The 25,783-nt window shown below is 73.4% G+C and carries 24 protein-coding genes; 21 read left to right on the plus strand and 3 right to left on the minus strand.

Annotated elements, in window-relative coordinates; translation table 11 throughout:
• Positions 1–62: 62 nt before the first annotated feature.
• From ACWGPF_RS12500 to ACWGPF_RS12515, 4 genes are all read left to right on the plus strand, one after another.
• Positions 63–425 carry a YraN family protein gene (locus ACWGPF_RS12500; protein ID WP_452333127.1) on the plus strand — a complete coding sequence of 121 codons (363 nt, stop codon included), beginning with the start codon at positions 63–65 and terminating at the stop codon, positions 423–425.
• Positions 422–1,942 (plus strand): YifB family Mg chelatase-like AAA ATPase, encoded by a 1,521-nt coding sequence (locus tag ACWGPF_RS12505; RefSeq protein WP_452333128.1) that lies wholly within the window; start codon positions 422–424, stop codon positions 1,940–1,942. The genes ACWGPF_RS12500 and ACWGPF_RS12505 overlap by 4 nt, the downstream gene beginning before the upstream one ends.
• Complete coding sequence (gene dprA, locus ACWGPF_RS12510) at positions 1,939–3,111, plus strand: DNA-processing protein DprA (protein ID WP_452333129.1); 1,173 nt, start codon at positions 1,939–1,941, stop codon at positions 3,109–3,111. The genes ACWGPF_RS12505 and dprA overlap by 4 nt, the downstream gene beginning before the upstream one ends.
• 161 nt (positions 3,112–3,272) lie before the next feature.
• Positions 3,273–4,271 (plus strand): tyrosine recombinase XerC, encoded by a 999-nt coding sequence (locus ACWGPF_RS12515; protein WP_452333130.1) that lies wholly within the window; start codon positions 3,273–3,275, stop codon positions 4,269–4,271.
• Between the two features lie 156 nt (positions 4,272–4,427).
• Here ACWGPF_RS12515 and ACWGPF_RS12520 read toward each other — a convergent pair whose 3' ends face one another.
• Positions 4,428–4,952 (minus strand): murein hydrolase activator EnvC family protein, encoded by a 525-nt coding sequence (locus tag ACWGPF_RS12520; protein ID WP_452333131.1) that lies wholly within the window; start codon positions 4,950–4,952, stop codon positions 4,428–4,430.
• Positions 4,953–5,253: 301 nt separating this feature from the next.
• On the opposite strand from ACWGPF_RS12520, the gene rpsB reads away from it, so the two are divergent.
• From rpsB to ACWGPF_RS12565, 9 genes are all read left to right on the plus strand, one after another.
• Positions 5,254–6,093: a 30S ribosomal protein S2 gene (gene rpsB / locus ACWGPF_RS12525; protein ID WP_345435381.1), complete on the plus strand. Its 840-nt coding sequence runs from the start codon at positions 5,254–5,256 to the stop codon at positions 6,091–6,093.
• A gap of 83 nt (positions 6,094–6,176) precedes the next feature.
• Positions 6,177–7,004 carry a translation elongation factor Ts gene (gene tsf / locus ACWGPF_RS12530; RefSeq protein ID WP_452333132.1) on the plus strand — a complete coding sequence of 276 codons (828 nt, stop codon included), beginning with the start codon at positions 6,177–6,179 and terminating at the stop codon, positions 7,002–7,004.
• A 129-nt stretch (positions 7,005–7,133) separates the two neighbouring features.
• Positions 7,134–7,847, plus strand: coding sequence for a UMP kinase (gene pyrH, locus ACWGPF_RS12535; RefSeq protein ID WP_345435385.1), 714 nt, complete (start codon positions 7,134–7,136; stop codon positions 7,845–7,847).
• A 64-nt stretch (positions 7,848–7,911) separates the two neighbouring features.
• Entirely contained in the window at positions 7,912–8,466 is a 555-nt protein-coding gene (frr, locus tag ACWGPF_RS12540; protein WP_452333133.1) for a ribosome recycling factor, read from the plus strand.
• A 7-nt stretch (positions 8,467–8,473) separates the two neighbouring features.
• A complete protein-coding gene (locus ACWGPF_RS12545) occupies positions 8,474–9,469 on the plus strand; it encodes a phosphatidate cytidylyltransferase (RefSeq protein WP_452333134.1) in 996 nt (331 codons plus the stop codon).
• Positions 9,466–10,023, plus strand: a complete 558-nt coding sequence (locus tag ACWGPF_RS12550; protein WP_452333135.1) for a DivIVA domain-containing protein — start codon at positions 9,466–9,468, stop codon at positions 10,021–10,023. The genes ACWGPF_RS12545 and ACWGPF_RS12550 overlap by 4 nt, the downstream gene beginning before the upstream one ends.
• Before the next feature lie 59 nt (positions 10,024–10,082).
• Entirely contained in the window at positions 10,083–10,820 is a 738-nt protein-coding gene (locus ACWGPF_RS12555; protein ID WP_452333136.1) for an aggregation-promoting factor C-terminal-like domain-containing protein, read from the plus strand.
• A gap of 3 nt (positions 10,821–10,823) precedes the next feature.
• On the plus strand, positions 10,824–11,108 hold the full coding sequence (locus ACWGPF_RS12560) for a hypothetical protein (protein WP_345435395.1): 285 nt from the start codon (positions 10,824–10,826) through the stop codon (positions 11,106–11,108).
• 16 nt (positions 11,109–11,124) lie between these two features.
• Positions 11,125–11,838, plus strand: coding sequence for an alpha/beta hydrolase (locus tag ACWGPF_RS12565; RefSeq protein WP_452333137.1), 714 nt, complete (start codon positions 11,125–11,127; stop codon positions 11,836–11,838).
• On the opposite strand, the gene ACWGPF_RS12570 is transcribed toward ACWGPF_RS12565, so the two are convergent.
• Positions 11,839–12,888 (minus strand): AI-2E family transporter, encoded by a 1,050-nt coding sequence (locus ACWGPF_RS12570; RefSeq protein WP_345435399.1) that lies wholly within the window; start codon positions 12,886–12,888, stop codon positions 11,839–11,841.
• 180 nt (positions 12,889–13,068) lie between these two features.
• On the opposite strand from ACWGPF_RS12570, the gene ACWGPF_RS12575 reads away from it, so the two are divergent.
• The 5 genes from ACWGPF_RS12575 to ligA all read left to right on the plus strand — a co-directional run bounded on the left by ACWGPF_RS12575 (position 13,069) and on the right by ligA (position 20,555).
• A complete protein-coding gene (locus ACWGPF_RS12575) occupies positions 13,069–14,844 on the plus strand; it encodes a glycosyl transferase (RefSeq protein WP_452333138.1) in 1,776 nt (591 codons plus the stop codon).
• A 39-nt stretch (positions 14,845–14,883) separates the two neighbouring features.
• Positions 14,884–15,828 carry a tetratricopeptide repeat protein gene (locus ACWGPF_RS12580; RefSeq protein WP_452333139.1) on the plus strand — a complete coding sequence of 315 codons (945 nt, stop codon included), beginning with the start codon at positions 14,884–14,886 and terminating at the stop codon, positions 15,826–15,828.
• A 5-nt stretch (positions 15,829–15,833) separates the two neighbouring features.
• Positions 15,834–17,000, plus strand: a complete 1,167-nt coding sequence (locus ACWGPF_RS12585; protein ID WP_452333140.1) for a cysteine desulfurase family protein — start codon at positions 15,834–15,836, stop codon at positions 16,998–17,000.
• Positions 17,001–17,041: 41 nt separating this feature from the next.
• A complete protein-coding gene (gene mnmA / locus ACWGPF_RS12590) occupies positions 17,042–18,145 on the plus strand; it encodes a tRNA 2-thiouridine(34) synthase MnmA (protein ID WP_452333141.1) in 1,104 nt (367 codons plus the stop codon).
• Positions 18,146–18,221: 76 nt separating this feature from the next.
• Positions 18,222–20,555 carry an NAD-dependent DNA ligase LigA gene (gene ligA / locus ACWGPF_RS12595; protein WP_452333142.1) on the plus strand — a complete coding sequence of 778 codons (2,334 nt, stop codon included), beginning with the start codon at positions 18,222–18,224 and terminating at the stop codon, positions 20,553–20,555.
• 38 nt (positions 20,556–20,593) lie between these two features.
• Here ligA and ACWGPF_RS12600 read toward each other — a convergent pair whose 3' ends face one another.
• Positions 20,594–22,300, minus strand: a complete 1,707-nt coding sequence (locus tag ACWGPF_RS12600; protein WP_452333143.1) for a long-chain-fatty-acid--CoA ligase — start codon at positions 22,298–22,300, stop codon at positions 20,594–20,596.
• 48 nt (positions 22,301–22,348) lie between these two features.
• On the opposite strand from ACWGPF_RS12600, the gene gatC reads away from it, so the two are divergent.
• The 3 genes from gatC to gatB are packed head-to-tail and all read left to right on the plus strand — an operon-like array spanning position 22,349 to position 25,673.
• A complete protein-coding gene (gene gatC / locus ACWGPF_RS12605; RefSeq protein ID WP_452333144.1) occupies positions 22,349–22,648 on the plus strand; it encodes an Asp-tRNA(Asn)/Glu-tRNA(Gln) amidotransferase subunit GatC in 300 nt (99 codons plus the stop codon).
• A complete protein-coding gene (gatA, locus tag ACWGPF_RS12610) occupies positions 22,645–24,159 on the plus strand; it encodes an Asp-tRNA(Asn)/Glu-tRNA(Gln) amidotransferase subunit GatA (RefSeq protein WP_452333145.1) in 1,515 nt (504 codons plus the stop codon). Before gatC ends, gatA begins: the two co-directional genes overlap by 4 nt.
• On the plus strand, positions 24,159–25,673 hold the full coding sequence (gene gatB, locus ACWGPF_RS12615) for an Asp-tRNA(Asn)/Glu-tRNA(Gln) amidotransferase subunit GatB (protein WP_452333146.1): 1,515 nt from the start codon (positions 24,159–24,161) through the stop codon (positions 25,671–25,673). Before gatA ends, gatB begins: the two co-directional genes overlap by 1 nt.
• Positions 25,674–25,783: the final 110 nt, after the last annotated feature.

The raw sequence follows: 25,783 nt of genomic DNA on the forward strand, positions 1-25,783 counted from the left end.
GTCCTCTCCACCGGCCCGCCGCGGCCGCACTCCGGCCCCGTGCGGGCGGCCAAGCTGGCGGCATGGCACGGAAGGACGACCTCGGGCGCGCGGGCGAGGAGCGCGCGGCGCAGCACCTCGCGGCCATCGGCTACGAGGTGCTCGACAGGAACTGGCGCTGCCACGCGGGCGAGATCGACATCGTCGCGCGTCGCGGAGCCCGCCTCGCGGTCGTCGAGGTGAAGACGCGCACGCGCACGGCCCACGGCCATCCGTTCGAGGCCGTCGACGCGCGCAAGCTGCGTCGGCTGTGGGTGCTCGCGGCCGCCTGGGTGCGCGCGCACCCCGAGCTGGCCTCGGGGTGCGACCTGCGCATCGACGCCGTCGGGATCGTGGGGCCCGACCCCGCGACGGGCGCGCTCGAGCACCTCGAGGACCTGCGATGACCGTCGCGCGCACGTGGGCCGTCGCGCTGACGGGCCTCGCGGGCGAGGTCGTCGAGGTCGAGGCCGACGTCACGGAGCACCAGCCGGAGTTCCGCATCATCGGGCTGCCCGACAAGGCGCTCGGAGAGGCGGTGCGCCGCGTCGCGAACGCGTGCGAGAACAGCGGCCTGGCGCTCCCGTACCGCCGTCTGACGGTGAACCTCTCGCCCGCCGGCCTGCCGAAGCAGGGGACCGGGTTCGACCTCGCCGTCGCGGTCGCGGCGCTCGCGGCCGACGGCCGCCTCGACGCGGCGAGCGTGCGCGGGGTCGTGCATCTCGGCGAGCTGGGGCTCGACGGGCGTGTACGGCCCGTCCCCGGAGTACTGCCCGCGGTCCGCGCCGCCGTGGCGCGCGGGCGGTCGCGCGTGGTGGTGCCCTGGGCGAATCGCGCGGAGGCCGAGCTCGTCGCCGGGGCGGAGGTGCGCGCCGCGGTGTCGCTCGCCGAGGTCGCGCGGTGGCACGGCGCCGAGATCGACGTCGCCGAGGTGACCCCGGTCGCGGCCGCGGTCGCCGCGCCGACCGAGGCGGACGAGGGCGATCTCGCCGACGTGGTGGGGCAGCAGGGCGCCGTCGACGCCCTCGTCGTCGCCGCGGCGGGAGGGCACCATGTGCTGATGTCGGGGCCGCCGGGCGCGGGCAAGACGATGCTGGCGCGGCGCCTCGCGGGCATCCTCCCCCTGCTCGACGACGAGGCCGCGCTCGAGGTCGCCTCCCTCCGCTCCCTCGCGGGCGAACCCGTCACGTCGCTCGACCGCAGACCGCCGTTCGAAGCGCCCCACCACTCCGCGTCGACCGCGGCGCTCGTGGGAGGCGGGTCGCGCACGGTGCGGCCGGGGGCGGTCGCGCGGGCGAGCCGCGGCGTGCTCTTCCTGGACGAGGCGACCGAGGCGTCGTCGTCGATGCTCGACGCGCTGCGTCAGCCGCTCGAGGAGGGGCGCGTCGAGATCCACCGTGCAGGCTTCCTCGCGCGCTTCCCCGCGCGGTTCCAGCTCGTGCTCGCGATGAACCCGTGCCCGTGCGGCGAGTACGGCGTGCGCGGCGGTGCGTGCACCTGCGCGCCGAACGTCATCCGCCGGTACGCGCAGCGGCTCTCCGGCCCGCTGCTCGACCGGATCGACATCGACCTGCGCCTCGAGCGCGTCGCATCGGCGACCGCCGCGGAGGGCGCGACGACATCGGCCGCCGCCCGCGCGGCGGTGTCGGCGGCGCGCGAGCGCACCGCCCGGCGGCTCGCGGGAACGCCGTGGCGCATCAACGCGGAGGTACCCGGCTCCTGGCTGCGCCGCGGTCCCGGCGCGCCCGCGCCGGGATCGGTCCGGGCGCTCGACGCCGCGCTGCAGCGCGGTCTGCTGACTCTCCGCGGTTACGATCGCGTGCTGCGGCTCGCGTGGACGCTCGCCGACCTGGCGGGCGCGGACCGCCCCGACGAGGCCGATGTGGGGCGCGCCCTCTTCCTCCGGAAGGGGATGGCGGCATGATCCTCTCGGAGCGCCGCGTCCGGAGCGCCGCAGCGCGGGTTCAGGGCGCGACCGGCGACGAGCAGCTCGCGCGGCTCATCTGGTCGGTCGTCGTCGAGCCGGGCGACGGCGTCGCGGGTGCCCTCGTCGCGGCCTTCGGCGCCGAGGAGGCGCTGCGGCTCGCGGAGGAGGGACTCGCAGACCCCGCCGTGGTGCGAGCCGGGCTCGACGGCCGCTCGATCGCCGCCGCACGGGCCCGCTGGGAGCCGCGCCTCGACGGCGCGCTCGCGGCCGCGGCGGCAGTGCGCGCAGCGAAGGCGGGACTCGTTCTGCGCACCCCGGGTGACGACGACTGGCCGTCGCAGCTCGACGATCTCGGGCCTCACGCTCCGCTCGCCCTGTGGGTGCGCGGGGAGCCGGACGCGCTCGGCCTGCTCGATGCCGATCGCACGCCGTCGGCGGCGATCGTCGGCGCGCGGGCGGCGACGCCCTACGGGGAGCACGTCGCCGCGGAGCTCGCCGCCGAGCTGGCGGCGGCGGGAGTCGCGATCGTCTCGGGGGCGGCATACGGCATCGACGGCGCGGCGCACCGCGCGGTCCTGGGCGCGGGCGGGCTCACCGTCGCGGTCGTCGCGGGCGGCGCCGACCTCGTCTACCCCGCCGGCCATGCGCGCCTGTTCGCCGAGATCGCGCGGGCGGGCGCCGTGGTCAGCGAGACGCCGCCCGGCGCGACGCCCACGAAATGGCGGTTCCTGCAGCGCAACAGGCTCATCGCCGCGCTCGGGGGAGCGACCGTCGTCGTGGAGGCGGGCGCGCGCAGCGGCACCCTCAACACCGCGGGGCATGCCGCGTCGCTCGGCCGCCCGCTCGGCGCGGTGCCGGGACCCATCACGAGCACGACCTCGTCGGGGTGCCACCGTCTGCTGCGCGAGTTCGACGCGCAGTGCATCACGGGCACGGGCGATGTGCTCGAGATGCTCGGTGCGGGGCCGCGGCCGGGTCCTCGACCGGCCGATCCCTCGCCCGAGGAGGTGCGCGTGCGCGACGCGCTCGCCTCGCGCGGTGCACGCGCCCTCGACGAGATCGTGCGGCGCAGCGGTCTCGCACCGCGCGACGCCCAGGCGGCGCTCGGCCTCCTCGAGCTGGCCGGAACGGTGCGCCGTGCGGAAGGCGGCTGGCTCCTCGCGTGACGCATCCGGGAGCCGCCCGTCGACGGCCGGTCCGCCCGCATCGGCGCTGCGTGTGTGACCCCATCGCGACGCGCACCCTCGAGGTCGACCGTTGCCGCGCGCTCGTCGTCGGCGCGGCGCGGCGCGGGGAGCGGGGGCCCGGCACGCGCCATGATCGGGGCATGGAGCTCGTGCACGCGATCGATGCCTTCGCCCGGCATCTCTCGTCCGTGCGCCGCCTGTCGCCCGCCACGGTGCGTGCCTACCGAGCCGACCTCGCCGATCTCGCGGCGTCGCTTCCCCATCGCGGCGCCGAGCATGCCGGCGTCGAGCGCCCCGATCTCGAGCGCCCCGATCTCGAGCGCCCCGATCTCGAGCGCCCCGATCTCGAGCGGCGCGGCGTCGACATCGCCGACGTCGACCTCGAAGCGCTCCGCGACTGGCTCTGGCGGGCGAGTCAGCGCGGCGACGCCCGCGCGACGATCGCGCGGCGAACCTCCTCCGCACGCGCGTTCTTCCGGTGGGCGCTCGAGAACGAGCTCGTCGCGGCGGACCCGTCGCTCCGGCTGGCGACCCCCAAGCGCATGCGGCCCCTGCCGCGTGTCGCCACGGCGGACGCGCTCTCGGGTCTGCTCGAGCGGATGGCCGGCGCCGCGGCGGACGGGGATCCGGTCGCCCTCCGCGATCATGCCGCTCTCGAGCTGCTCTACGGCGCGGGCATCCGCGTCTCGGAGCTGTGCGGAATGGACGTCGACGATGTCGACCGCGATCGTGGGACGGTGCGCGTGCTCGGCAAGGGCTCCAAGGAGCGCGTCGTGCCGATCGGCGCGCCCGCCCGCGATGCCGTCGCGGCGTACCTCGTCCGCGGACGTCCTGCCCTGGCCGCGCGCGCGGATGCGGCGACCGCCGCGCTGCTCCTCGGTGTGCGCGGCGCGCGGTGGGGGGTCCGCTCGGTCTACGCCCTGGTGGCGCGGGAGGTCGCTCCGCTCATCGGGGCGGAGACCGCGGGACCGCACGCGCTGCGGCACTCCGCCGCGACGCACCTCCTCGACGGGGGCGCAGACCTGCGAGCGGTTCAGGAGATCCTCGGGCACGCGAGCCTCGGCACGACGCAGATCTACACGCACGTGTCCTCCGAGCGCCTGGCCGCGGCCTATCGCCTCGCGCACCCCCGCGCGTGACCCGCCCCTGACGCCGTCCCTCACACGACGCGGCTGCGCGGTAGCCGGGATTCGCCAGTGCGGATGTCGTCTTCGAGCGGTGTTCTGCCCGACATCCGCACTGGCGAACGGCGGGAATGGGCACATCCGCACTGGCGAACAGCGGGGGAGGGCGCGTCACCCGCAGCACGGCAGCAGCACGGCGCGCGGGACGCCGTCGAGCAGGAGGAGCGGGTTGATGTACTCGCCGTGCAGACGCACGCCGAAGTGCACGGCACCTGCCGGCGTGTGCCCGCCCGTCGCAAGGGTGCCCACCTGATCTCCGCGGGCGACGGCGTCGCCCGCGGAGATCAGGGGCTCCACGGGCTCGAGCGTCGTCACGAGGCCGTCGCCGTGGTCGATCGTCAGCAGCGGGCGTCCGGCGACCGACCCCGCGAACGCGACGACGCCCGAGGCGGGCGCGAGGATCGGCCCCGCGTCGGCCGCGAGATCGACGCCGCGGTGACCGGGGCCGTAGCGATGCGGCGGCGCCTCGAAGGGCGCCACGATGCGCACGTCCTGCGACACGGGCCACGACCACTGCTCGGCCGTCTCGATCGCGACCGGCTCCGCAGCACGCGCACGCGCGGCGCCGGGAGAGCCGGCCGCCACGCAGGCGAGCGCGAGGAGGCCGAGGGCGAGGATCGCGGCGAGTCTTCTCATGGGGCCAGGCTCCCGCCGTCCCCGGCATCGCCGGGGCGTTCCGCCGTCGCTGTGGAGAGGACGCGCCGTCCCTCGCGGTCTGTGCACGGCTCGACCCGGCGGCGGCTGGTATGCTGAGCCTGCATCCCGAATCGGGATGACTACGCGCGCCCAGAGCGGATCGTCTCCGACGAGCCGCGGCGCATCTCCCCACGGTCCCTCTCGCGAGGGCGGGAGTGCGCCGGGCGCCAGGCTCGCCGATCAGCCGATCGGCGGAATCAACCGCACGGCGCGCACGCGCCCAGAACCAGGAGACACGACCATGGCAGTCGTCACCATCCGCCAGCTGCTCGACAGCGGCGTCCACTTCGGCCACCAGACCCGCCGGTGGAACCCGAAGGTCAAGCGCTTCATCCTCACGGAGCGCAGCGGCATCCACATCATCGACCTCCAGCAGTCGCTCGGCTACATCGACAAGGCCTACGACTTCGTCAAGGAGACGGTCGCCCGCGGCGGCACCATCCTCTTCGTCGGCACGAAGAAGCAGGCTCAGGAGGTGCTCGCCGAGCAGGCGACGCGCGTCGGCCAGCCCTACGTCAACGAGCGCTGGCTCGGCGGCCTCCTCACCAACTTCTCGACGGTGTCGAAGCGCCTCGCGCGCATGAAGGAGCTCGAGGAGCTCGACTTCACCGACCCCGCCGGCACGGGCTTCACCAAGAAGGAGCTCCTCCTCAAGCGCCGCGAGCTCGACAAGCTCCACAAGTCGCTGGGCGGCATCCGCAACCTCACGAAGACGCCCTCGGCCCTCTGGGTCGTCGACGCCAAGCGCGAGCACCTCGCCATCGACGAGGCCAAGAAGCTCGGCATCCCCGTCATCGGCATCCTCGACACCAACGTCGACCCCGACGACCTCCAGTTCCCGATCCCGGGCAACGACGACGCGATCCGCTCGGTCTCGCTGCTGACGCGCATCATCGCCGACGCCGCGGCCGAGGGCCTGCAGCAGAAGCACAACCCCGAGGGCGACGCCGAGCCGCTCGCCGAGTGGGAGCGCGAGCTGCTCGAGACGCCGGCCGAGGAGACCGAGGCCCCGGCTGCCGAGGCGCCCGCCGCCGACGAGGCACCGGCTGCCGAGGCTCCGGCCGAGGCCGCAGCGGAGTAACGCTCCCGGAGGCGGGCCCCCACAGGGGCCCGCCTCCGCTCTGATCCACCCCGTTCCACCACGAACAAGGAGAGCCAGCACTCATGGCCAACTTCACCATCGCCGACATCAAGGCGCTGCGCGAGCAGCTCGGCACGGGCATGGTCGACACCAAGAAGGCGCTCGAGGAGGCCGACGGCGACGTCGAGAAGGCCGTCGAGATCCTGCGCCTCAAGGGCGCCAAGGGCAACGCCAAGCGCGCCGACCGCGCGACCAGCGAGGGCCTCGTCGTCGCCCGCGAGCAGGGCGGCTCCGCCACGCTCGTCGAGCTCGCATGCGAGACCGACTTCGTCGCGAAGAACGACCGCTTCATCGCGCTCGCCGACAAGGTGGCGGACGCCGCAGCCGCCGTCGGCGCCGACTCGGTCGAGGCGGCCCTGGCCGCCCCCGCCGGCGACCAGACGGTCGAGCAGCTCATCTCGGACGAGGCCGCCATCATCGGCGAGAAGGTCGAGCTCCGTCGCGTGCGCACCCTCTCGGGCGACGCGTTCCAGGTGTACCTGCACCGCACGAGCAAGGACCTGCCCCCGCAGGTCGGCGTCGTCGTCGCGTACTCGGGCGACGACGCGGAGACGGCTCGCAGCATCGCGCAGCACATCTCGTTCGCGAACCCGTCCTACCTCACGCGCGACGAGGTCCCGGCCGAGGACGTCGAGAAGGAGCGCGAGATCGTCACGGAGATCTCGCGCAACGAGGGCAAGCCGGAGGCGGCGCTGCCCAAGATCGTCGAGGGCCGCGTGAACGCGTTCTTCAAGCAGGTCGCACTGCTCGACCAGGACTACGCGAAGGACAACAAGCTGTCCGTCGCCAAGGTCGCTCAGGACGCCGGCATCACCGTGACGGGCTTCGCCCGCTTCAAGGTCGGCGCGTAACGACGTGACACGAGGGGGCTCGGATCCGCGGATCCGAGCCCCCTCGTCGCGCCACGGCACGATGAGCGAGGCGCACAGGGGGCTGCCGCCTGGAACCGGTAGCGTGTATCGGCGACGAGAGGAACGAGTGTGAGCGAAACGACGAAGCGGCGCGTGCTGCTGAAGCTGTCGGGCGAGGCCTTCGGCGGAGGGCAGCTCGGGGTCAACCCCGACGTCGTCAGCCAGATCGCGAAGGAGATCGCCGAGGCGTCGCAGGACGTGGAGATCGCCGTCGTCGTCGGAGGGGGCAACTTCTTCCGCGGCGCCGAGCTCTCCAAGAGCGGGATGGACCGCGCACGCGCCGACTACATGGGCATGCTCGGCACGGTCATGAACGCTCTCGCGCTGCAGGACTTCCTCGAGCAGGCTGGCGCCGCGACGCGCGTGCAGTCGGCCATCGAGATGCGCCAGGTCGCCGAGCCCTACATCCCGCGTCGCGCGGAGCGCCACCTCGAGAAGGGCCGCGTCGTCATCTTCGGCGCCGGCGCCGGGCTGCCCTACTTCTCCACCGACACCGTCGCCGCCCAGCGCGCGCTCGAGGTCGGCGCCACCGAGGTGCTCGTCGCGAAGAACGGCGTCGACGGCGTCTACACGGCCGACCCCCGCCTCGACGCCACGGCGACGAAGCTCGAGCACGTGACGTACTCCGACGCCCTCGTGCGCGGGCTCAAGGTCGTCGACGCGACGGCCTTCAGCCTCTGCATGGACAACGGCATGAACATGCGCGTGTTCGGCATGGAGCCGGGCGGCAACGTCACGGCGGCGCTGCGCGGCGACGCCATCGGCACGCTCGTCACGGCGTGACGCACCGGGGCGCCGCGCCCCTCCCCGTAGACTTGATGCAGCACCACCGACGAATGGAGTCACCGTGATCGCGGACGTTCTTGCCGATGCCACCACCCGGATGGACAGGGCCGTGGAGGCGGCGAAGGAGGACTTCTCCACCGTGCGCACGGGCCGGGCCAACCCCCAGCTGTTCCAGCGGCTCCTCGTCGACTACTACGGCACGCCCACGCCGCTCCAGCAGCTCGCGTCGCTCGCGAACCCCGAGGCGCGCACGCTCATCGTGACGCCCTACGACAAGTCGGCGCTCAAGGCGATCGAGGACGCCATCCGCGAGATGCCGAACCTCGGAGCGAACCCCACGAACGACGGCACCCTCGTGCGCATCACGATGCCCGAGCTGACGCAGGAGCGCCGCAAGGAGTTCGTCAAGCTCGTCCGCACGAAGGGCGAGGACGCGAAGGTCCGCCTCCGCGGCATCCGGCGCCAGATCAAGGACGACCTCGACGCGCTCCGCGACGAGGTCGGCGAGGACGACATCGTCCGCGGCGAGAAGGAGCTGGACGCGCTGACCAAGGCGCACGTCGACAAGATCGACGAGGCGCTCAAGCACAAAGAGGCCGAGCTCCTCGAGGTCTGAGTCCAGGATGACGGACGATCCGGGATCGGAGGACGCGCCCGCGGGCGGACCCCGGCACGAGCAGGGGTCATTCCAGGAGCGTGTGAACGCCGCGCGCGGCGAGTTCGAGAACCAGGTCGCGCATGCGCGTGAGCAGTTCGAGGAGCGCAACGAGCGCATCAAGCAGCGCACGGGCCGCGACCTGCTGTCGGCGATCCTCGTGGGAGTCGCGGCCGGTGCCGTGGTGCTCGTGTCCCTTCTCGTCGCGAAGTGGCTGTTCACGGGCGTGGCGCTGCTCGTCTCGGTGCTCGGCGTGCACGAGCTGTGGCGGGCGTTCCGGGCGGCGGGACGCCGCGTCGACCTTGCTCCGCAGCTCGTCGCCGTCGCACTGCTGCTGGCGTCGGGCGTCGCCGCCGATCTGTGGCTGCACTGGGTCGCCCTGTTCGCCTCGATGGCGTTCATCGTCGTCTGGCGCATGCTCGCCCAGATGGCGGCGCAGGACGGCCGCGCCCCGCGCGAGATCGTCGCCGACGGGCTCGTGGGCGCGTTCATCCCGCTGTACGTGCCGTTCCTCGCGAGCCTCGCGCTCGTCCTGCTCCGCGAGGAGAGGGGCGAGTGGTGGATCCTCGCGTTCCTCGTGGTGGTCGTCGTCTCCGACACGGCCGCATACGCCGCGGGTCTCGCGTTCGGACGCCATCCGATGGCGCCGCGCGTGAGCCCGAAGAAGACCTGGGAGGGCTTCGCGGGTGCCGCGGCGGGGGCCCTCCTCGCCGGAGCGCTGCTCGGGGCGTTCATGCTCGGCATCCCGTGGTGGGCGGGACTCGTCTTCGGCGCGGTCATCCTCCTCACCGCGACAGCGGGCGACCTCGGCGAGTCGCTCATCAAGCGCGACCTCGGCATCAAGGACATGTCGTCGGCCCTCCCGGGCCACGGCGGAGTGCTCGACCGGCTCGACAGCATGCTGCCGTCGGCCGTGGCGGCGCTCGCCCTGCACTTCCTCCTCTCACCCCTGGCGGTACTGTGACCGACTCCTCCGCACCCACCCCGTTCCCGCTCGTGACCGGTCGGCAGAAGGGGTACGAGCGCTCCGCCGTGGACGCGTTCCTCGCCGCGGCCCGCGAGGCCTTCGAGCAGGGCGCGGAGCACGTCGACGCCGAGGTCGTCAGGGCGGCGGCGTTCCCCCTCGTCCGCGGGGGATACGCCGTGATGCCGGTGGATGCCGCGCTCGCGCGCATCGAGGACGCCTTCGCGGCGCGCGAACGGGAGCACGCCATCCGCGAGCAGGGTGCGGCTGCGTGGGTGGATGCGGCACGGCGCGACGCGCAGGACGTCCTCGACCGGCTGCGCAGGCCGGAGGGCGAGCGGTTCGACCGCGTCGGGCTCCTCCGGTTCGGGTACGCGCGTGCAGAGGTCGACCTCGTCGCCGACCGCATCGCGGCGTACCTCGCCGACGGCGCGGCGCTCACGCCTGAGCAGGTGCGCCAGACCGCTTTCCGGATGGCGCGCAACGGCTACCGGGAGGAGCAGGTGGACGCCGTGCTCGACGCCGTCGTGGGGGTCATGCTCGCCGTGCGGTGACGCGGTCGGGCCACGGGCGCATGTCACATTCGCATAACACGCGCTACGATGAGGGCACTGTGACTTCCGGACCCGAGCAGACCCGAGCCCTCACGCGCCGCGAGGCGCGCGCGATCGCGAGCCAGCACGCCGCGCTGCTGCAGACGGCGACGCCGAAGCCCACGAGACGCCGCAGGGCCATGTCGCTGTTCGCGGCACTGTGCGCCTTCGGCCTCCTCGGCGGAACGCTCGTGACCACGGGAGCGTCGATGGCGCAGGCCGAGCAGGAGGCTCCCGTCTCCGCCTTCGCCTCGGCGGCCGACGAGGCGCAGACCTTCATCGCGGCCGCCGATCTCGCCCACGCCGGCAGCCTCGACTTCGGGAGCTACGCGGTCTACGTGAAGCCGACGCCGACTCCCACCCCCACGCCGCAGGTGGCGGAGGCGGGCTCGGGCGACTCCGGCGGGTCCGACTCGGGCGACACGGGCTGGACGGCGCCGTTCGTCGCCCCCGACCCCGGCACGGCGCAGGCGATCGCCTACGACGCCGTCGTCGCGCGCGGATGGGACGACAACGAGTTCGCGTGCCTGGTCGCGCTCTGGAACCGGGAGTCGGGCTGGAACGCCAGCGCGTACAACCCGTCCAGCGGCGCGTACGGGATTCCGCAGGCCCTTCCCGGCGACAAGATGGCCGCCAACGGCGCGGACTGGCAGACGAACCCGGCCACGCAGATCGCGTGGGGGCTCGACTACATCGGCGGGCGCTACGGCACGCCGTGCGGCGCATGGGGGCACTCCGAATCGGTCGGCTGGTACTGACCCGTGCCGCGGTCGAACCGCCGGCGCCGCGACGACGGGCCCGACGCGTCGATCGAGCGCCTCATCGCCGGCTGGCGCCGCACCGAGACGCGGCGGGGCCGCGAATGGTCCGTGCAGCCCATGCCGTCCGGACGCTCGGAGAAGACCTACACGTGCCCCGGCTGCGGCGGCGTCATCGCGACGGGCGTCGCGCACGTCGTCGTCTGGCGGGAGGACGGCGTACTCGGGGCGCGCTCCGATCTCGCCGACCGCCGGCACTGGCACACGCGCTGCTGGCAGCTGTCCTGACCCGACGAGGAGACCCATGGAGATCCGCGGAGCCGCCCTGCTCCCCGCCCGACGCGAGGACGTCGAGCTCACGACGTCAGACGGGCTGACGCTCGTCGGCGAGCTCGCCCTCCCGGAGGCGCGCCCTCCCGTCGCGACGCTCGTGACGCTGCACCCGCTGCCGACGGCGGGCGGGTTCATGGACTCCCACATCATCCGGAAGGCCGCGGCGCGGCTGCCCGCGCTCGCCGATCTCGCGGTCCTCCGCTTCAACACGCGCGGAACGAGCTCGCCGCGGGGCACGAGCGAGGGGGCGTTCGGCGACGGCATCGAGGAGGCGGCGGATGTCGCGGCCGCGATGGACGTCGTCGCGCAGCGCGGGCTGCCTCATCCCTGGCTCGTGGGATGGTCCTTCGGGACCGAGCTCATCCTGAAGCACGGTCGGGCGCACGGCGCGGAGGGGTTCATCCTGCTCTCGCCGCCCCTGCACCGTGCCGGCGACGACGACCTGCGGGCCTGGCAGGGCGACGAGCGGCCCCTCGTGGCGCTCATCCCCGAGTTCGACGACTATCTGCGGCCGGCCGAGGCCGCCGAGCGGTTCGCGTCCGTCCCGCACATCCGCCTCGTCGACGTCGAGGGCGGAAAGCACCTCTGGGTGGGGGAGAAGCAGACCGCGCGCGTCCTCTCCGAGATCGTCGCCGCCGTGAACCCCTCGGCGCTCCCGCTCCCGACCGAGTGGCCGCCCGCCTGATCAGCGGGCGTTCATCCGCGGGATGAGCACCTGCCGGTAGATGATGAGGATGCTCGCGGCGACCGGGATGGCGATGAGCGCGCCGAGCAGGCCGAGGAGCGCTCCGCCCGCGAGCGCGGCGACGACGACGACGCCGCCCGGCACCGAGACCGCACGGCTCATGATGCGCGGCGACAGCACGTACGCCTCGATCTGCATGTAGACGAGGTAGTACACGGCCGCGATGATCGCCGTCGTGGGCGACCCGAGCCCGGGGATGAGGCACGTCAGCGCGATCACGGTCGAGCCCGAGATGGTGCCGACGAGCGGGATCATGGACCCCAGGAAGGCGACGACGGCGAGGACGGCGGGGTAGGGCGCGTCGATGATCGTCAGGAACACGGCGCTCAGCACGCCGTTGATCGCGGCGAGGGTGATCTGCCCCATGACGTAGTAGCCGACGGAGTCCGTGATCTGCTCGGCGATGTTCGTGAAGCCGGTGCGCTTGGACGCGGGCACGACGCGGTACAGCGCAGACTTGAGCGACGGGGTGGACGCGGTGAGGTAGATCGTGAGCACGAGCACGATGAAGGCCCCGAACAGGCCCTGCGCCACGCTCAGCGTCAGGCCGACGACGCCCTCGCTGATGGTGTCGATGTTGTCCGTCAGCCATCCGTTGACGAAGTCCAGCACGTCGTCGATCTGCAGCGTGGGGAAGGTCGCGAGCGACCACTCGCGGATGTCGTCGATGAACGTCCCGCGGTTGACGATGTAGGTGATCTGCCGGACGAGCTGGCCGATCTGCTCGACGAGCACGGGAACGATGATGAGCACGATGCCCGTGACGAGGCCGAGCACGGCGAGGATGGCGATCGTCACGGCGAGCCAGCGAGCCAGGCCGCGGCGCTCCAGCCACGACACGACGGGATCCAGGCCGAGCGAGATGAACAGCGCGGTGCCGACGTACAGCAGGATGGTCGACAGCGACTGCAGGCCCTGGATGAGCATGATGCCCAGGCCGACGCCCAGCGTCGCCACGAGAGCGAGCCGGAACGGGTTGTGGATCTTCATGCAGCCCCTTCTCATCCGCGCGGATCTGCGTCGCGCGACCTCCCGACAGGATAGGGCGAACGCCGTGACGTGCCCGCCACGACGTGCTGGCGGGCGGTTTCCAGGTCGATTCGCTAACGTGGGGCCGTCGTGTTGTCGAGACCCGTCGCGCCCTGGCGCGGGTCGGCGAGGAGTCATTTCGTGCGTTTCGTCTGGGCTGTGCTGGCTTTCGTGCTCGCGGCGGCGGCGTTCGGCGCCGGCCTCGCGCAGCGCACCGTGTTCCTGGGACCCGAGAGCGCGGAGGCCTCGGTCTCGGTCGCGGAGGAGCGCAGCTATCTCGTGATCGACGCCGACGCGTTCGCCCTCATGCCCGGGACGCAGACGCTCACCGTGTCGGGGGAGGGGCAGATCTACACGGCGATCGGGCGCACGGCCGACATCGAGGCCTGGTTGTCGGACCAGTCCTACAACCGCGTGAGCGCAGGCGAGGGCGACACCCTCGTCACGACGGAGGTCGCGCCGACGGCGGAGGCGAACGACGGCACGGCCGGCCGGAACCCCGCGGGCAGCGACCTCTGGATCGAGGAGCAGACGGCCGACGCCCAGCTCGTGCGCCAGGAGCAGCTCCCCGAGGGGATGAGCATGCTCGTCGCGTCGGACGGGTCGGCCCCTGCGCCGTCGACCGTGTCGATCGTGTGGCCGCTCGACCAGAAGACGCCCTGGTTCGGACCTCTCATGGTGCTCGGCGGCGTGCTGCTGGCCGCGGGCATCGTGCTCTACGTGCTCGCCGTGCGCCACACGCGCCGGCGCCGCGGCCCGCTCCGGAAGGGGCCGGCGCTCCCGCCCGGCGAGGGCGGCGGACGTCGACGCCGCGGCGGACGGCGCGCGGGCCGTCGCGCGCTCCTCGCGGTGCCGGCGATGGGGCTGTCCACGGCGCTCCTCGCGGGATGCACGGCCGACTCCTGGCCCGAGATCGGGGCCCCGGAGACCCCCACGCCGACACCCACCGCGACGGCGACCGCGGCGCCGGACCAGGCGCCCTCCTCCCTCACCGAGGCCCAGGCCGATCGCATCGTCGCGGAGATCGCGGCGTCCGTGGCGGCCGCCGACGAGGCGCTCGACGCCGGCGCGGCGGCAGAGCGCCTGACGGGGCTCGCCCTGAGCAACCGAGAGGTCAACTACACGCTGCGCGCCGGGATCGCGGAGTACCCCGCGCCCACGGCCATCCCGTCGGGACCCGCCGACATCGTCCTGCCGCAGGCCGTCGAGGGATGGCCCCGCACGGCGCTCCTCATCGTCTCCGACGCGGAGGATGCGACGATCGCTCCGACCGTGCTGTCGATGACGCAGGACGACCCGTGGTCGCCCTACCGAGCCGGGTACGTCGCGAACCTCGAGGCCTCCGCGCAGACTCCCCAGCTCGCCCCGGCGTGGCTCGGCGCCGCGCTCGTCGCGCCCGACTCGCCCTTCCTGGCGCTCGCTCCGGATGAGCTCGCGGCCGCCTACGCCGACATCATCGGCAACGGCGACGCGAGCGAGCACGCTGCGCTGTTCGATCTCGAGTCGGACGGGTTCCTCTCCGCGGTCGCGGAGAAGCGCCAGGCGACGATCGACGGCCTCAACGAGACGGGCGCCGAGACGGCGACGATCGAGTTCGCGCAGGGCCCGAACGATGCCGCTCCCGTCGCGCTCGCGACCCTCGACAGCGGCGCGATCGTCGCCGTCGGCGTCGACGAGACCGAGACCGTGACGCCGACGAACGAGGACGCCGTCATCAGGTTCGAGGACGATCCCGCCATCTCGCTCCTCACGGGGGAGACGGAGTCGGCGACGGGCGTCACCACGACCTACACCGATCAGCTCTTCTTCTTCGTGCCCGCTCAGGGGTCGGACGAGCGGATCCGCCTGCTCGGCTACACGACCTCGATCCTGTCGGCGGAGCTGCTGCCGGAGCCCGAGGACTCCGAGGGCGAATAGGCTCGTCTGGCACGATCCCGCTCCTCCGAAAGGTGAACCATGAGTGACGTCGCCCCCGGTGCCGTTCTGCGCGGCGCCGTCGACCTCTCCAGCCTGCGCAATCGTCCCGCCGCGCCCGCGGCTCCCGCCGCTCCGTCGGGCGGCGAGCAGGGCACGTCGGCCGTGCCTCTCGTGTTCGACGTCACCGACGCGACGTTCGGCGAGGTGCTCGAGCTGTCGCAGCGCGTCCCGGTCGTCATCGACCTGTGGGCGGAATGGTGCGGTCCCTGCACGCAGCTCAGCCCCGTCCTCGAGAAGGTCGTCGTCGAGATGGCCGGCCGTCTCGTGCTCGCGAAGGTCGACGTCGATGCCAATCCGCAGCTGTCGCAGGCGTTCCGCGCGCAGTCGATCCCCATGGTCGTCGCGCTCGTCGCGGGTCAGCCTGTGCCCCTGTTCACGGGCGCCGTCCCCGAGGAGCAGGTCCGTCAGGTGTTCGCCCAGCTGCTCCAGCTCGCGGCGCAGAACGGCGTCACGGGCACCGTTCCCGTCGCCGAGGGCGCCGAGGTTCCCGACGAGCCGGCGGAGCCCGCGCTCCCGCCGCTCCACCAGGAGGCGTTCGACGCGATCGAGGCGGGCGACTACGCGCGGGCCGTGACGGCCTACGAGCAGGCGCTCAAGGAGAACCCCCGCGACGACGAGGCGCGGGGCGGGCTCGGCCAGGTGCGGCTGCTGCAGCGCGTGCAGCCGCTCGATCTGCAGCAGGCGCGGGCGGCGGCGGCCGCCTCACCGGCCGACGTCGCGGCGCAGCTCGCGGTGGCCGACCTCGACGTCGTCGGAGGGCACGTCGATGACGCCTTCGACCGTCTGCTCGTGCTCTTCGCCGAGCTCCCGTCGGATGAGCGCGGGCCCGTCCAGGAGCGCCTCGTCGAGCTCTTCGGCGTCGTCGGGCAGACCGACCCGCGCGTCTCCGCCGCACGGGCACGGCTCACGTCGCTGCTCTTCTGAGCGTCGTGCCGGTCTACCTCGACCACGCCGCGACGACGCCCCTGCGGCCGGAGGCCGCGGAGGCGTGGCTCGCCGCGCATGCGGAGACCGGCAACGCGTCGTCGATCCACGGCGCCGGGCAGCGCGCACGGCGTCTGCTCGAGGACGCGCGCGAGCGCATCGCCGCCTCGCTCGGCTGCGAGCCCATCGAGGTGGTGCTCACGTCGGGCGGCACGGAGTCGGCGAACCTCGCCCTCAAGGGCCTGTGGTGGGCCAGAGGCGCGGGCCGCGACGCGATCGTGCTTCCCGACGGCGAGCACCACGCCGTCCTCGATGCGACGGCGTGGCTCGTCCGCAGGGAGGGCGCGCGCGTGTCCTCGGTCCCGCTCGACTCCCGTGCCCGCATCGACGAGGCGGCGTTCGCGGCCGCGGCCGCCGATCGGCGCGCGGCGCTCGCGACGGCGATCGCGGCGGGCAACGAGAGCGGGACCATCCAGGACGTCGCCGCCCTGTCGGCCGCCGCCGCCGCGGCGGGCGTGCCGCTGCACGTCGACGCCGTCGCCGCGTGGGGGAGGATCCCGGTGGACTTCGCGGCGACGCGCGGCGACGCGCGGGGCGCGGCAGGTCTCGTCGCGCTGAGCGTGTCGGGCCACAAGATCGGCGCGCCGGTCGGAACGGGCGCGCTCGTGGTATCGCGCGCCGCCGCTCCGGATGCGCTCCTGCATGGCGGAGGGCAGCAGCGCGGGCTGCGCGCCGGCACGCAGGACGTCGCGGGCGCCGCCGCGCTGGCCGCCGCCGCGACGGCGGCGATCGCCGAGCGCGACGCGGAGTCGGCGCGGCTGTCGGCGCTGCGCGCGCACGCCGTCCGGGCCATCTCGGCGGCCGTGCCGGAGGCCGTCGTGCTCGGCGACCCCGAGCGCGTTCTGCCGGGGACCATCCAGCTCCTCCTGCCGGGAGCCGACGGCGAATCGCTGCTGTTCCTCCTCGATCAGGCGGGGATCTCGGTCTCCACGGGGTCGGCGTGCCAGGCGGGCGTCAGCGAGCCGTCCCACGTCGTGCTCGCGACCGGGCGGTCCGAACGGGAGGCGCGCCAGGTGCTGCGGATCACGCTCGGGCGCACGACGACGCCCGACGACGTCGAGGCGATGCTCGCCGCCGTCCCCGAGGCGTACCGCCGCCTCACGCGGCGCTGACACCCGGCCCGCGCCCATCCTGCGGCTCGTAGACTGGCGGGATGAGGATCCTGGCGGCGATGAGCGGCGGCGTCGACTCGGCCGTCGCGGCTGCGAGGGCGGTCGAAGCCGGTCACGACGTCGTCGGAGTGCACCTCGCGCTGTCGCGCGCCGGCGGGACGCTCCGCACCGGCAGCCGGGGATGCTGCACCATCGAGGACGCCATGGACGCGCGCCGCGTCGCCGACCGGCTCGGCATCCCGTTCTACGTGTGGGACTTCTCCGAGCGGTTCCGCGACGACGTCATCGACGACTTCCTGTCGGAGTACCGCGCCGGACGGACCCCCAACCCGTGCATGCGGTGCAACGAGCGCATCAAGTTCGCCGCCCTCCTCGAACGCGCCGTCGAACTCGGCTTCGACGCGGTCTGCACGGGCCACTACGCGATCGTGCGGGAGGGCGAGCACGGCATCGAGCTCCACCGGTCGAGCGAGGAGGCGAAGGACCAGTCCTACGTGCTCGGCGTGCTCACGGCCGAGCAGCTCGCACGCACCTACTTCCCGCTCGGCGAGACGCCGTCGAAGGCCCTCGTGCGCGCGGAGGCGGAGGCTCGCGGCCTCGCGGTCGCCGCGAAGCCCGACAGCTACGACATCTGCTTCATCCCCGACGGCGACACCAGGGGGTACCTGGCCGAGCGCGTCGGTGCGGAGCCCGGCGACATCGTCGACCGGGCGGGCGCCGTCGTCGGACGCCACGAGGGCGCGCACGCCTTCACGGTCGGCCAGCGCAAGGGGCTTCGCCTGGGCGTGCCGGCGGCCGATGGGAAGCCGCGGTTCGTGCTCGAGGTGCGCCCCGTCACGAACACCGTCGTCGTCGGCCCGAAGGAGGCGCTTGCGACCGCCGAGATCGCGGGCTCCCGCTTCACCTGGGCCGGAGCGGCGCCTGCGCATCCGGAGCGCCCGTTCCCGTGCGAGGTGCAGATCCGCGCGCACGCCGACCCCGTGCCCGCCGTCGCCGTCGTCCGCGGAGGCGAGCTCGTCGTCACCCCGGATGCCCCGCTCGACGGAGTCGCGCCCGGACAGACCGCCGTCGTGTACACGGGGTCGCGCGTCGTCGGGCAGTGCACGATCGACCGCACCGTGAGCGCGGCCCCCGTCTCCGCCTGACGGCGAACCCTACCGGCTGGCACGCCGTGGCGCGACGCGCCCGCGGAAGTCGGCGGGGCTTCCTAGACTTGCCGACGTGACCGACGGTGAAGACTCCCTCCCCGACCTGACCCTCGACGAGGCGCGCACCGAGACGCGGGCGCTCACCGAGCGCATCCTCGAAGCGCGAGACGCCTACTACGGAGACGGCGGCGCCGTCGTCGTCGACGATGCGACCTACGACGCATGGGCGCGGCGGCTGGAGGCCCTTGAGCGGCGCTATCCGGAGCTGCAGGGCCAGGATTCGCCCACCCTCACCGTCGGCGGCGCCGGCTCGACGGCCCTCGCGCCCATCGCGCACGCCGAGCGCATGCTCAGCCTCGACAACGTCTTCTCGATCGACGAGCTGCGCGAATGGTGCGCCAAGACGGAGGCGGCGGCCGGCCGGCCCGTCCGGTGGCTCACGGAGCTCAAGATCGACGGCCTGGCGATCGCCCTGCGCTACGAGCGGGGCCGGCTGGTCTCGGCGGCGACGCGCGGCGACGGGCGCGTGGGCGAGGACGTCACGGTCAACGCCCTGCGGGTCGCGGGCATCCCCGAGCGACTGGCGGGCACGGGCCATCCGGCGCTCGTCGAGGTCCGCGGCGAGGTGTTCATCCCCGTCGCCGCATTCGAGGAGCTGAACGCCCTGCAGGCCCGCCTGCGCGAGAGCGTCGTCGCCGACGCCCAGGCGCGGCCGGGCTACGACGCGGAGAAGGCGCTCCGCTCGGCCGAGCGCCGGTTCCCCTCGTTCGCCAACCCGCGCAACGCCGCGGCCGGGGGCCTGCGTCAGCAGCTCGACAAGAAGGACGGCCGGGAGCTGGAGGCGGGCATCGCGCGCATCGACGCCCTGCGGCTGTACGTGCACGGCATCGGGGCCTGGCCAGACCCGCCCGTCGCGGCGCAGAGCGAGGTGTACGGTCTGCTCGCCGAGTGGGGGCTCCCCGTCAGCCCCTATCTGCGCACCTCCGCCGACGTCGACGGGGTCGTCGCGTTCGTCGAGCACTACGGCGAGCATCGGCACTCGGTCGAGCACGAGCTGGACGGGATCGTCGTCAAGGTGGACGAGCTCGCGCTGCACGATGAGCTGGGAGCGACGAGCCGCGCACCCCGGTGGGCGATCGCGTACAAGTACCCGCCCGAGGAGGTGCACACGAAGCTCCTCGACATCGTTGTCTCGGTCGGCCGCACGGGGCGGGCGACCCCGTATGCGCAGATGGCGCCCGTGCTCGTGGCGGGCAGCGTCGTGCGCCAGGCGACGCTGCACAACAAGGACGTCGTGCAGGCGAAGGGCGTCCTCATCGGGGACACCGTCGTCCTGCGGAAGGCGGGAGACGTCATCCCCGAGGTGCTCGGCCCCGTCGCGGAGCTCCGCGACGGCTCGGAGCGGGCCTTCGTGATGCCGGACGCGTGCCCCGAATGCGGGACGACGCTGCGCCCCATGAAGGAGGGCGACATCGACCTCCGCTGCCCCAATGCGAAGGACTGCCCCGCGCAGGTGCGCGGGCGCGTCGAGCACATCGGCTCGCGCGGCGCGCTCGACATCGAGGCGCTCGGGGAGGTCACCGCGGCCGCGCTCACGCAGCCCGAGGTGCCAGCCGACCCGCCGCTGCGGACGGAGGCCGGACTGTTCGACCTCACGATCGACCAGCTCGTGCCCATCGAGGTCATCGTGCGCGACGGCGAGACGGGCGAGCGCCGCGTCGACGAGGCGACGGGAGAGTTCATCCGACGTGCGCCGTTCCGCCGCAACGCGACGGCCGCCGAGCGGAAGGACGGCGACAACGCGCCGCGTCCGTCCGCGCAGGCGGAGAAGCTCGTGGACGAGCTCGAGAAGGCGAAGACGAAGGACCTGTGGCGCCTGCTCGTCGCGCTCAACATCCGTCATGTCGGCCCCGTCGCGGCACGCGCGCTGGCGGCCTGGTTCGGGTCGCTCGATGCCATCCGCTCTGCCACGAGGGAGGAGCTCGCGGCCGTGGACGGCGTCGGGGGCATCATCGCGGACTCGCTGCTCGACTGGTTCGAGGTCGACTGGCACCGCGAGATCGTGGAGCGCTGGGCGGCAGCGGGCGTGGAGTGGTCGACCCCGGGGCACCCCGGCCCCGGTGCCGCGCAGGCGGCGGGCGGCGTGCTCTCCGGGCTCACGATCGTCGCGACGGGGAGCCTCGACGGCTACACACGCGAGGGAGCGCAGGAGGCCATCATGCAGGCGGGCGGCAAAGCGGCGTCGAGCGTGAGCAAGAAGACCGACTTCGTCGCCGCCGGCCCCGGCGCGGGCTCGAAGCTCGCGAAGGCGGATGCCCTCGGGGTGCGCGTCATCGACGCGGCGCAGTTCCACCTGCTCGTGACGGAAGGACCAGACGCCCTCCCGCCCGCCGCCGACGCGAACTAGCGGCGCGGCGGCGGGCGGCGGGCCTCTGCGGCAGGGAGTCAGCCCGCGTCGCCGCCCGCGACGAGCGCCTGGACGCGTTCGCGCACCTGGCGGCGGAGCACCTTGCCGATCATCGACTTCGGCAGCTCGTCCACGACGAACACACGTCGCGGCACCTTGTAGGGGGTGAGGATTCCGCGCGCGAAGGCGCGCAGCTCCTCGACGTCGAGGCCGGCTCCGTCGTCGACGACGACGGCCGCGACGACCTCCTCGCCGCTGCGGGAGTCGGCGATGCCGACCACGGCGGCGTCGGCGACCGCCGGGTGCTGCCGCAGCGCGATCTCGACCTCGGTCGGGGAGACGTTGAAGCCCCCCGTGATGATGAGCTCCTTGATCCGGTCGACGACGGAGAGGAAGCCGTCCGCATCCATCGTCACGATGTCGCCGGTGCGGAACCAGTCCTCGTGGAAGACCGCCGCCGTCGCCTCGGGGCGGCCGTAGTAGCCGCCGAACACCTGAGGGCCGCGCACGAGCAGCTCGCCGGGCTCGCCGACGCCGACGTCGCGCGACGGATCGTCCGGATCGGCGACGCGCACCTCCGTGCCCGGCAGCGGCAGGCCGATGGCGCCCGCCTTCCGGTCGTCGGAGACGGGGTTCACGATGAGCACCGGCGAGCACTCCGACAGACCGTACCCCTCGACGAGGTAGCCGCCCGTCTCCTCCTCCCACGGCACGACGAGGGTCTCGTCGAGCGCCATGGCACCCGAGACGCCGATGCGCGTCCCGGCGAGCGACACGCCCTTCTCCTTCGCTCGGGCGAGCAGCCGCGCCGCGATCGGCGGGACGAGCGGCAGCACCGACGCGGGGTGCTTCCGCGTCACGGCCAGCACGAGGTCGGGATCGAACTTCGGGAACAGCACGAGCCGCGCGCCGAGCGACATCGCGAACGTGAGGCACAGGGTGAGGCCGTAGGCGTGGAACATCGGCAGCACCGCGTAGACGACGGCACCCTCCCCGCGCTGCACGTCGGGTGTCCACGCGTTCGCCTGCGCCGCGTTGGCCAGCAGGTTCGCGTGCGTGAGGGCGGCGCCCTTCGGATCGCCCGTCGTCCCGCTCGTGTACTGGATGATCGCGAGGTCGTCGGTGTCCGGCCGCGGGTGCGCGGCGGGGAGCGGCGGGTGCGACACGACGGACTCCCAGCGGACGGCTCCCCGCACGCGCTCGGTGAGCTGCGCGCGCTGCGCGCGCAGACGCGGGACGGGCAGGTGCAGCGCCGCGCGCATCCACCCGGGCATGCCCGCGACGACGTCGACGGAGACGAGCGAGGAGAGGGCGAGGTCGGCGGGGAACTCCTGCACCGTCCGGGCGACCTTGCTCCACACGATGGCGTGCTTCGCTCCGTGATCCTCGAACTGCTTGCGCAGCTCACGCGGCGTGTAGAGCGGGTTGTGCTCCACCACGACCGCTCCGATGCGCAGCACGGCGTAGAACGCGACGATGTGCTGCGGGCAGTTCGGCAGGATGATCGCGACGGGGTCCCCACGGCGCACGCCGAGCGCGAGGAGGCCGGCGGCCGCGCGGTCGATCTGCGCGCGCAGCGTGCGGTAGTCGGTGACGCGTCCGAAGAACTGCAGCGCTGGCGCGTCGGGGAAATCGCGCGCCGACGCGTCGACGAGGTCGAGCAGCGATCCCGACACGGGAGCGAGGTCGTCGGGGACGCCGGGGGCGTACGAGGCGGTCCAGGGCCGGGGCGGGTCGAAGCTCACGCGTCCAGCGTAGGCGGCGGCGACGGGCGCACCGCCTAGACTTGGGGGGTGTCTGAAATCACCCCCGATCTCGTGCGCCATCTCGGTGTGCTCGCCCGGATCCAGCTGGACGAGGAGGAGGTGACCCGCCTCACGGGAGAGCTCGACGCCATCGTCGACAACATCGCGAAGGTCGGCGAGGTCGCGACCTCCGACGTCGCGGCCACGAGCCATCCGATCCCGCTGCAGAACGTCTTCCGACCCGACGAGGTCGGCGGCATGCTGTCCCTCGACCAGGTCCTGCAGAACGCGCCGGACGCCGACGGCAGCCGGTTCCGCGTCACGGCGATCCTGGGGGAGGAGCAGTGAGCGACATCATCCGGATGACCGCGGCCGAGCTCGCGGCCCGCCTCGCGTCTGGCGAGGTCTCGAGCGTCGAGGCGACGCAGGCGCACCTCGACCGCATCGCCGTCGTCGACGGCGATGTCCACGCCTATCTGCATGTGAGCGACCACGCACTCGAGGTCGCGGCGGACATCGACCGCCGCCGGGCCGCCGGCGAGGCGCTCGGCGAGCTCGCCGGCGTGCCGCTCGCCGTCAAGGACGTGCTCGTCACGACCGACATGCCCTCGACGTCGGGATCGAAGATCCTCGACGGCTACATGTCGCCCTACGACGCGACCGTCGTCGCCCGGTCGCGCGTGGCGGGCCTCGTGCCGCTCGGCAAGACGAACATGGACGAGTTCGCCATGGGATCGTCGACGGAGCACTCCGCATACGGCCCGACGCGCAACCCGTGGGACCTCGAGCGGATCCCCGGCGGATCGGGCGGCGGCTCGGCCGCGGCCGTCGCGGCCTTCGAGGCGCCCCTCGCGCTCGGGTCCGACACCGGCGGCTCCATCCGGCAGCCCGCGCACGTGACCGGAACCGTCGGGCTGAAGCCCACGTACGGCGGCGTGAGCCGCTATGGCGCGATCGCACTGGCATCCTCGCTCGACCAGGTCGGCCCCGTCTCGCGCACGGTGCTCGACTCGGCGCTCCTGCACGACGTCATCGCGGGGCACGACCCGCTCGATGCCACCTCGCTCGCCGAGGCCTGGCCGTCGTTCGCGGACGCGGCCCGCGAGGGTGCGCGCGGCGACGTCCTCGACGGCCTGCGGGTCGGCGTCGTGACCGAGCTGCCAGACAGCGGCTTCCAGCCCGGCGTGGCCGCCTCGTTCCGCGCGTCGCTCGCGATGCTCGAGGCGCACGGCGCGGAGATCGTCGAGATCAGCGCCCCGCACTTCGAGTACGCCGTCGCGGCGTACTACCTCATCCTCCCCGCGGAGGCGTCGAGCAACCTCGCGAAGTTCGACTCCGTCCGATTCGGCCTGCGCGTCGACGTGCCGGGCGGCACCGTCGAGGACGTCATGTCCGCCACGCGCGACGCAGGGTTCGGCCCCGAGGTGAAGCGCCGCATCATCCTCGGCACCTACGCCCTCTCCGCGGGCTACTACGACGCGTACTACGGGAGCGCGCAGAAGGTCCGCACCCTCATCCAGCAGGACTTCGCGGCGGCGTTCGGCCGCGTCGACGTCATCGCGACGCCGACGGCGCCGACGACGGCGTTCCGCCTGGGCGAGAAGATCGACGATCCGCTGTCGATGTACCTCAACGACCTGACGACCATCCCCGCGAACCTCGCGGGCGTGCCGGGCATCTCGCTCCCGTCGGGGCTCGCCGCCGATGACGGGCTGCCCGTGGGCATCCAGTTCCTCGCACCCGCGCGCGAGGACGCCCGCCTCTATCGCGTCGGCGCCGCGCTCGAGGCGCTGCTCGTCGACGAGTGGGGCGGGCCGCTGCTCGACCGCGCACCGGCTCTCGAGGGAGGGGCACGCTGATGGCCGCCGCGAAGCTCATGGACTTCGACCGCGCTCTCGAGCTCTTCGAGCCCGTCATCGGGCTCGAGGTGCACGTCGAGCTCAACACCCGGACCAAGATGTTCTCCGGCGCGGGCAACCCCGCCAACGAGGAGTTCCACGCGGCCGAGCCGAACACGCTCGTCGCCCCCGTCGACATGGGCCTCCCTGGCTCCATGCCGACGGTCAACGCCGAGGCCATCCGCTCGTCGATCAGCCTCGGGCTCGCGCTCGGCTGCTCGATCGCCGTATCGAGCCGCTTCGCGCGGAAGAACTACTTCTACCCCGATCTCGGCAAGAACTATCAGATCAGCCAGTACGACGAGCCCATCGCGTACGAGGGCGAGATCGAGGTCGAGCTCGAGGGCGGGGATGTCTTCCGCATCCCGATCGAGCGCGCCCACATGGAGGAGGACGCCGGGAAGCTCACGCACGTGGGCGGATCGACGGGCCGCATCCAGGGCGCCGAGTACTCCCTCGTCGACTACAACCGCGCCGGCGTGCCGCTCGTCGAGATCGTCACCAAGCCGATCTTCGGAGCAGAGCACCGCGCACCGGAGCTCGCCAAGGCGTACCTCGCGACCATCCGCGAGATCGCGCGGGGGCTCGGCATCTCCGAGGCGCGCATGGAGCGCGGCAACATCCGCTGCGACGCGAACGTGTCGCTGCGTCCGCGCGGCGCCGAGAAGCTCGGAACGCGCACCGAGACGAAGAACGTCAACTCGATGCGGTCCGTGGAGCGCGCCGTGCGCTACGAGATCCAGCGGCAGGCGGCCATCCTCGAGGCGGGCGGCACGATCACGCAGGAGACGCGCCACTGGCACGAGGACACCGGCACGACGTCGCCGGGGCGGCCGAAATCGGACGCGGACGACTACCGGTACTTCCCGGAGCCCGACCTGCTCCCCGTCGAGCCCTCTGCCGAGCTGATCGAGGAGCTGCGCGCCGCGCTGCCCGAGCCGCCGGCGGCGCGCCGCCGGCGGCTCAAGGCCGACTGGGGCTTCACCGACCTCGAGTTCCAGGACGTCGCCAACGGCGGACTGCTCGCCGAGGTCGAGTCGACGGTCGCGGCAGGAGCATCGCCCGCGGCGGCCCGGAAGTGGTGGACGGGCGAGATCACGCGCGTCGCGAACGCGGAGGGCCGTGAGCCCGCCGACCTCGTCACCGCCGCGCAGGTCGCGCAGCTGCAGGCGCTCGTCGATGCGGGCACGCTCACCGACAAGCTCGCGCGCCAGGTGCTCGAAGGCGTCATCGCGGGGGAGGGCGACCCGCAGCAGGTCGTCGACGCCCGCGGTCTCGCGGTCGTCTCCGACGACGGCGCGCTCATCGCGGCCATCGACGAGGCGCTCGCGGCGCAGCCCGATGTCCTCGCGAAGATCCAGGACGGCAAGGTGCAGGCGGCGGGCGCCATCATCGGCGCCGTCATGAAGGCGATGAAGGGGCAGGCCGACGCCGCGCGCGTGCGCGAGCTCGTCCTCGAACGCGCGCAGCAGTAGCAGCGGGCAGCACGCCGAGGGCCCCGGAGCGCGGCGCGCGACGCGCGCCGGGGCCCACCGCGGGGGGTGCGCGGGGGGCGGGGGGGGGCGCGGGCCCGGGGCCCCCGGTG

This window comes from Microbacterium sp. NPDC055683 (assembly GCF_053617895.1).

What these genes read in the sequence shown, in the direction of transcription:
- ACWGPF_RS12500 (WP_452333127.1), top strand. Translation starts at nt 63, where the DNA reads ATGGCACGGAAGGACGACCTCGGGCGCGCGGGCGAGGAGCGCGCGGCG.
- ACWGPF_RS12505 (WP_452333128.1), top strand. Translation starts at nt 422, where the DNA reads ATGACCGTCGCGCGCACGTGGGCCGTCGCGCTGACGGGCCTCGCGGGC.
- dprA (WP_452333129.1), top strand. Translation starts at nt 1,939, where the DNA reads ATGATCCTCTCGGAGCGCCGCGTCCGGAGCGCCGCAGCGCGGGTTCAG.
- ACWGPF_RS12515 (WP_452333130.1), top strand. Translation starts at nt 3,273, where the DNA reads ATGGAGCTCGTGCACGCGATCGATGCCTTCGCCCGGCATCTCTCGTCC.
- ACWGPF_RS12520 (WP_452333131.1), bottom strand. Translation starts at nt 4,952, where the DNA reads ATGAGAAGACTCGCCGCGATCCTCGCCCTCGGCCTCCTCGCGCTCGCC.
- rpsB (WP_345435381.1), top strand. Translation starts at nt 5,254, where the DNA reads ATGGCAGTCGTCACCATCCGCCAGCTGCTCGACAGCGGCGTCCACTTC.
- tsf (WP_452333132.1), top strand. Translation starts at nt 6,177, where the DNA reads ATGGCCAACTTCACCATCGCCGACATCAAGGCGCTGCGCGAGCAGCTC.
- ACWGPF_RS12545 (WP_452333134.1), top strand. Translation starts at nt 8,474, where the DNA reads ATGACGGACGATCCGGGATCGGAGGACGCGCCCGCGGGCGGACCCCGG.
- ACWGPF_RS12565 (WP_452333137.1), top strand. Translation starts at nt 11,125, where the DNA reads ATGGAGATCCGCGGAGCCGCCCTGCTCCCCGCCCGACGCGAGGACGTC.
- ACWGPF_RS12570 (WP_345435399.1), bottom strand. Translation starts at nt 12,888, where the DNA reads ATGAAGATCCACAACCCGTTCCGGCTCGCTCTCGTGGCGACGCTGGGC.
- ACWGPF_RS12580 (WP_452333139.1), top strand. Translation starts at nt 14,884, where the DNA reads ATGAGTGACGTCGCCCCCGGTGCCGTTCTGCGCGGCGCCGTCGACCTC.
- mnmA (WP_452333141.1), top strand. Translation starts at nt 17,042, where the DNA reads ATGAGGATCCTGGCGGCGATGAGCGGCGGCGTCGACTCGGCCGTCGCG.
- gatB (WP_452333146.1), top strand. Translation starts at nt 24,159, where the DNA reads ATGGCCGCCGCGAAGCTCATGGACTTCGACCGCGCTCTCGAGCTCTTC.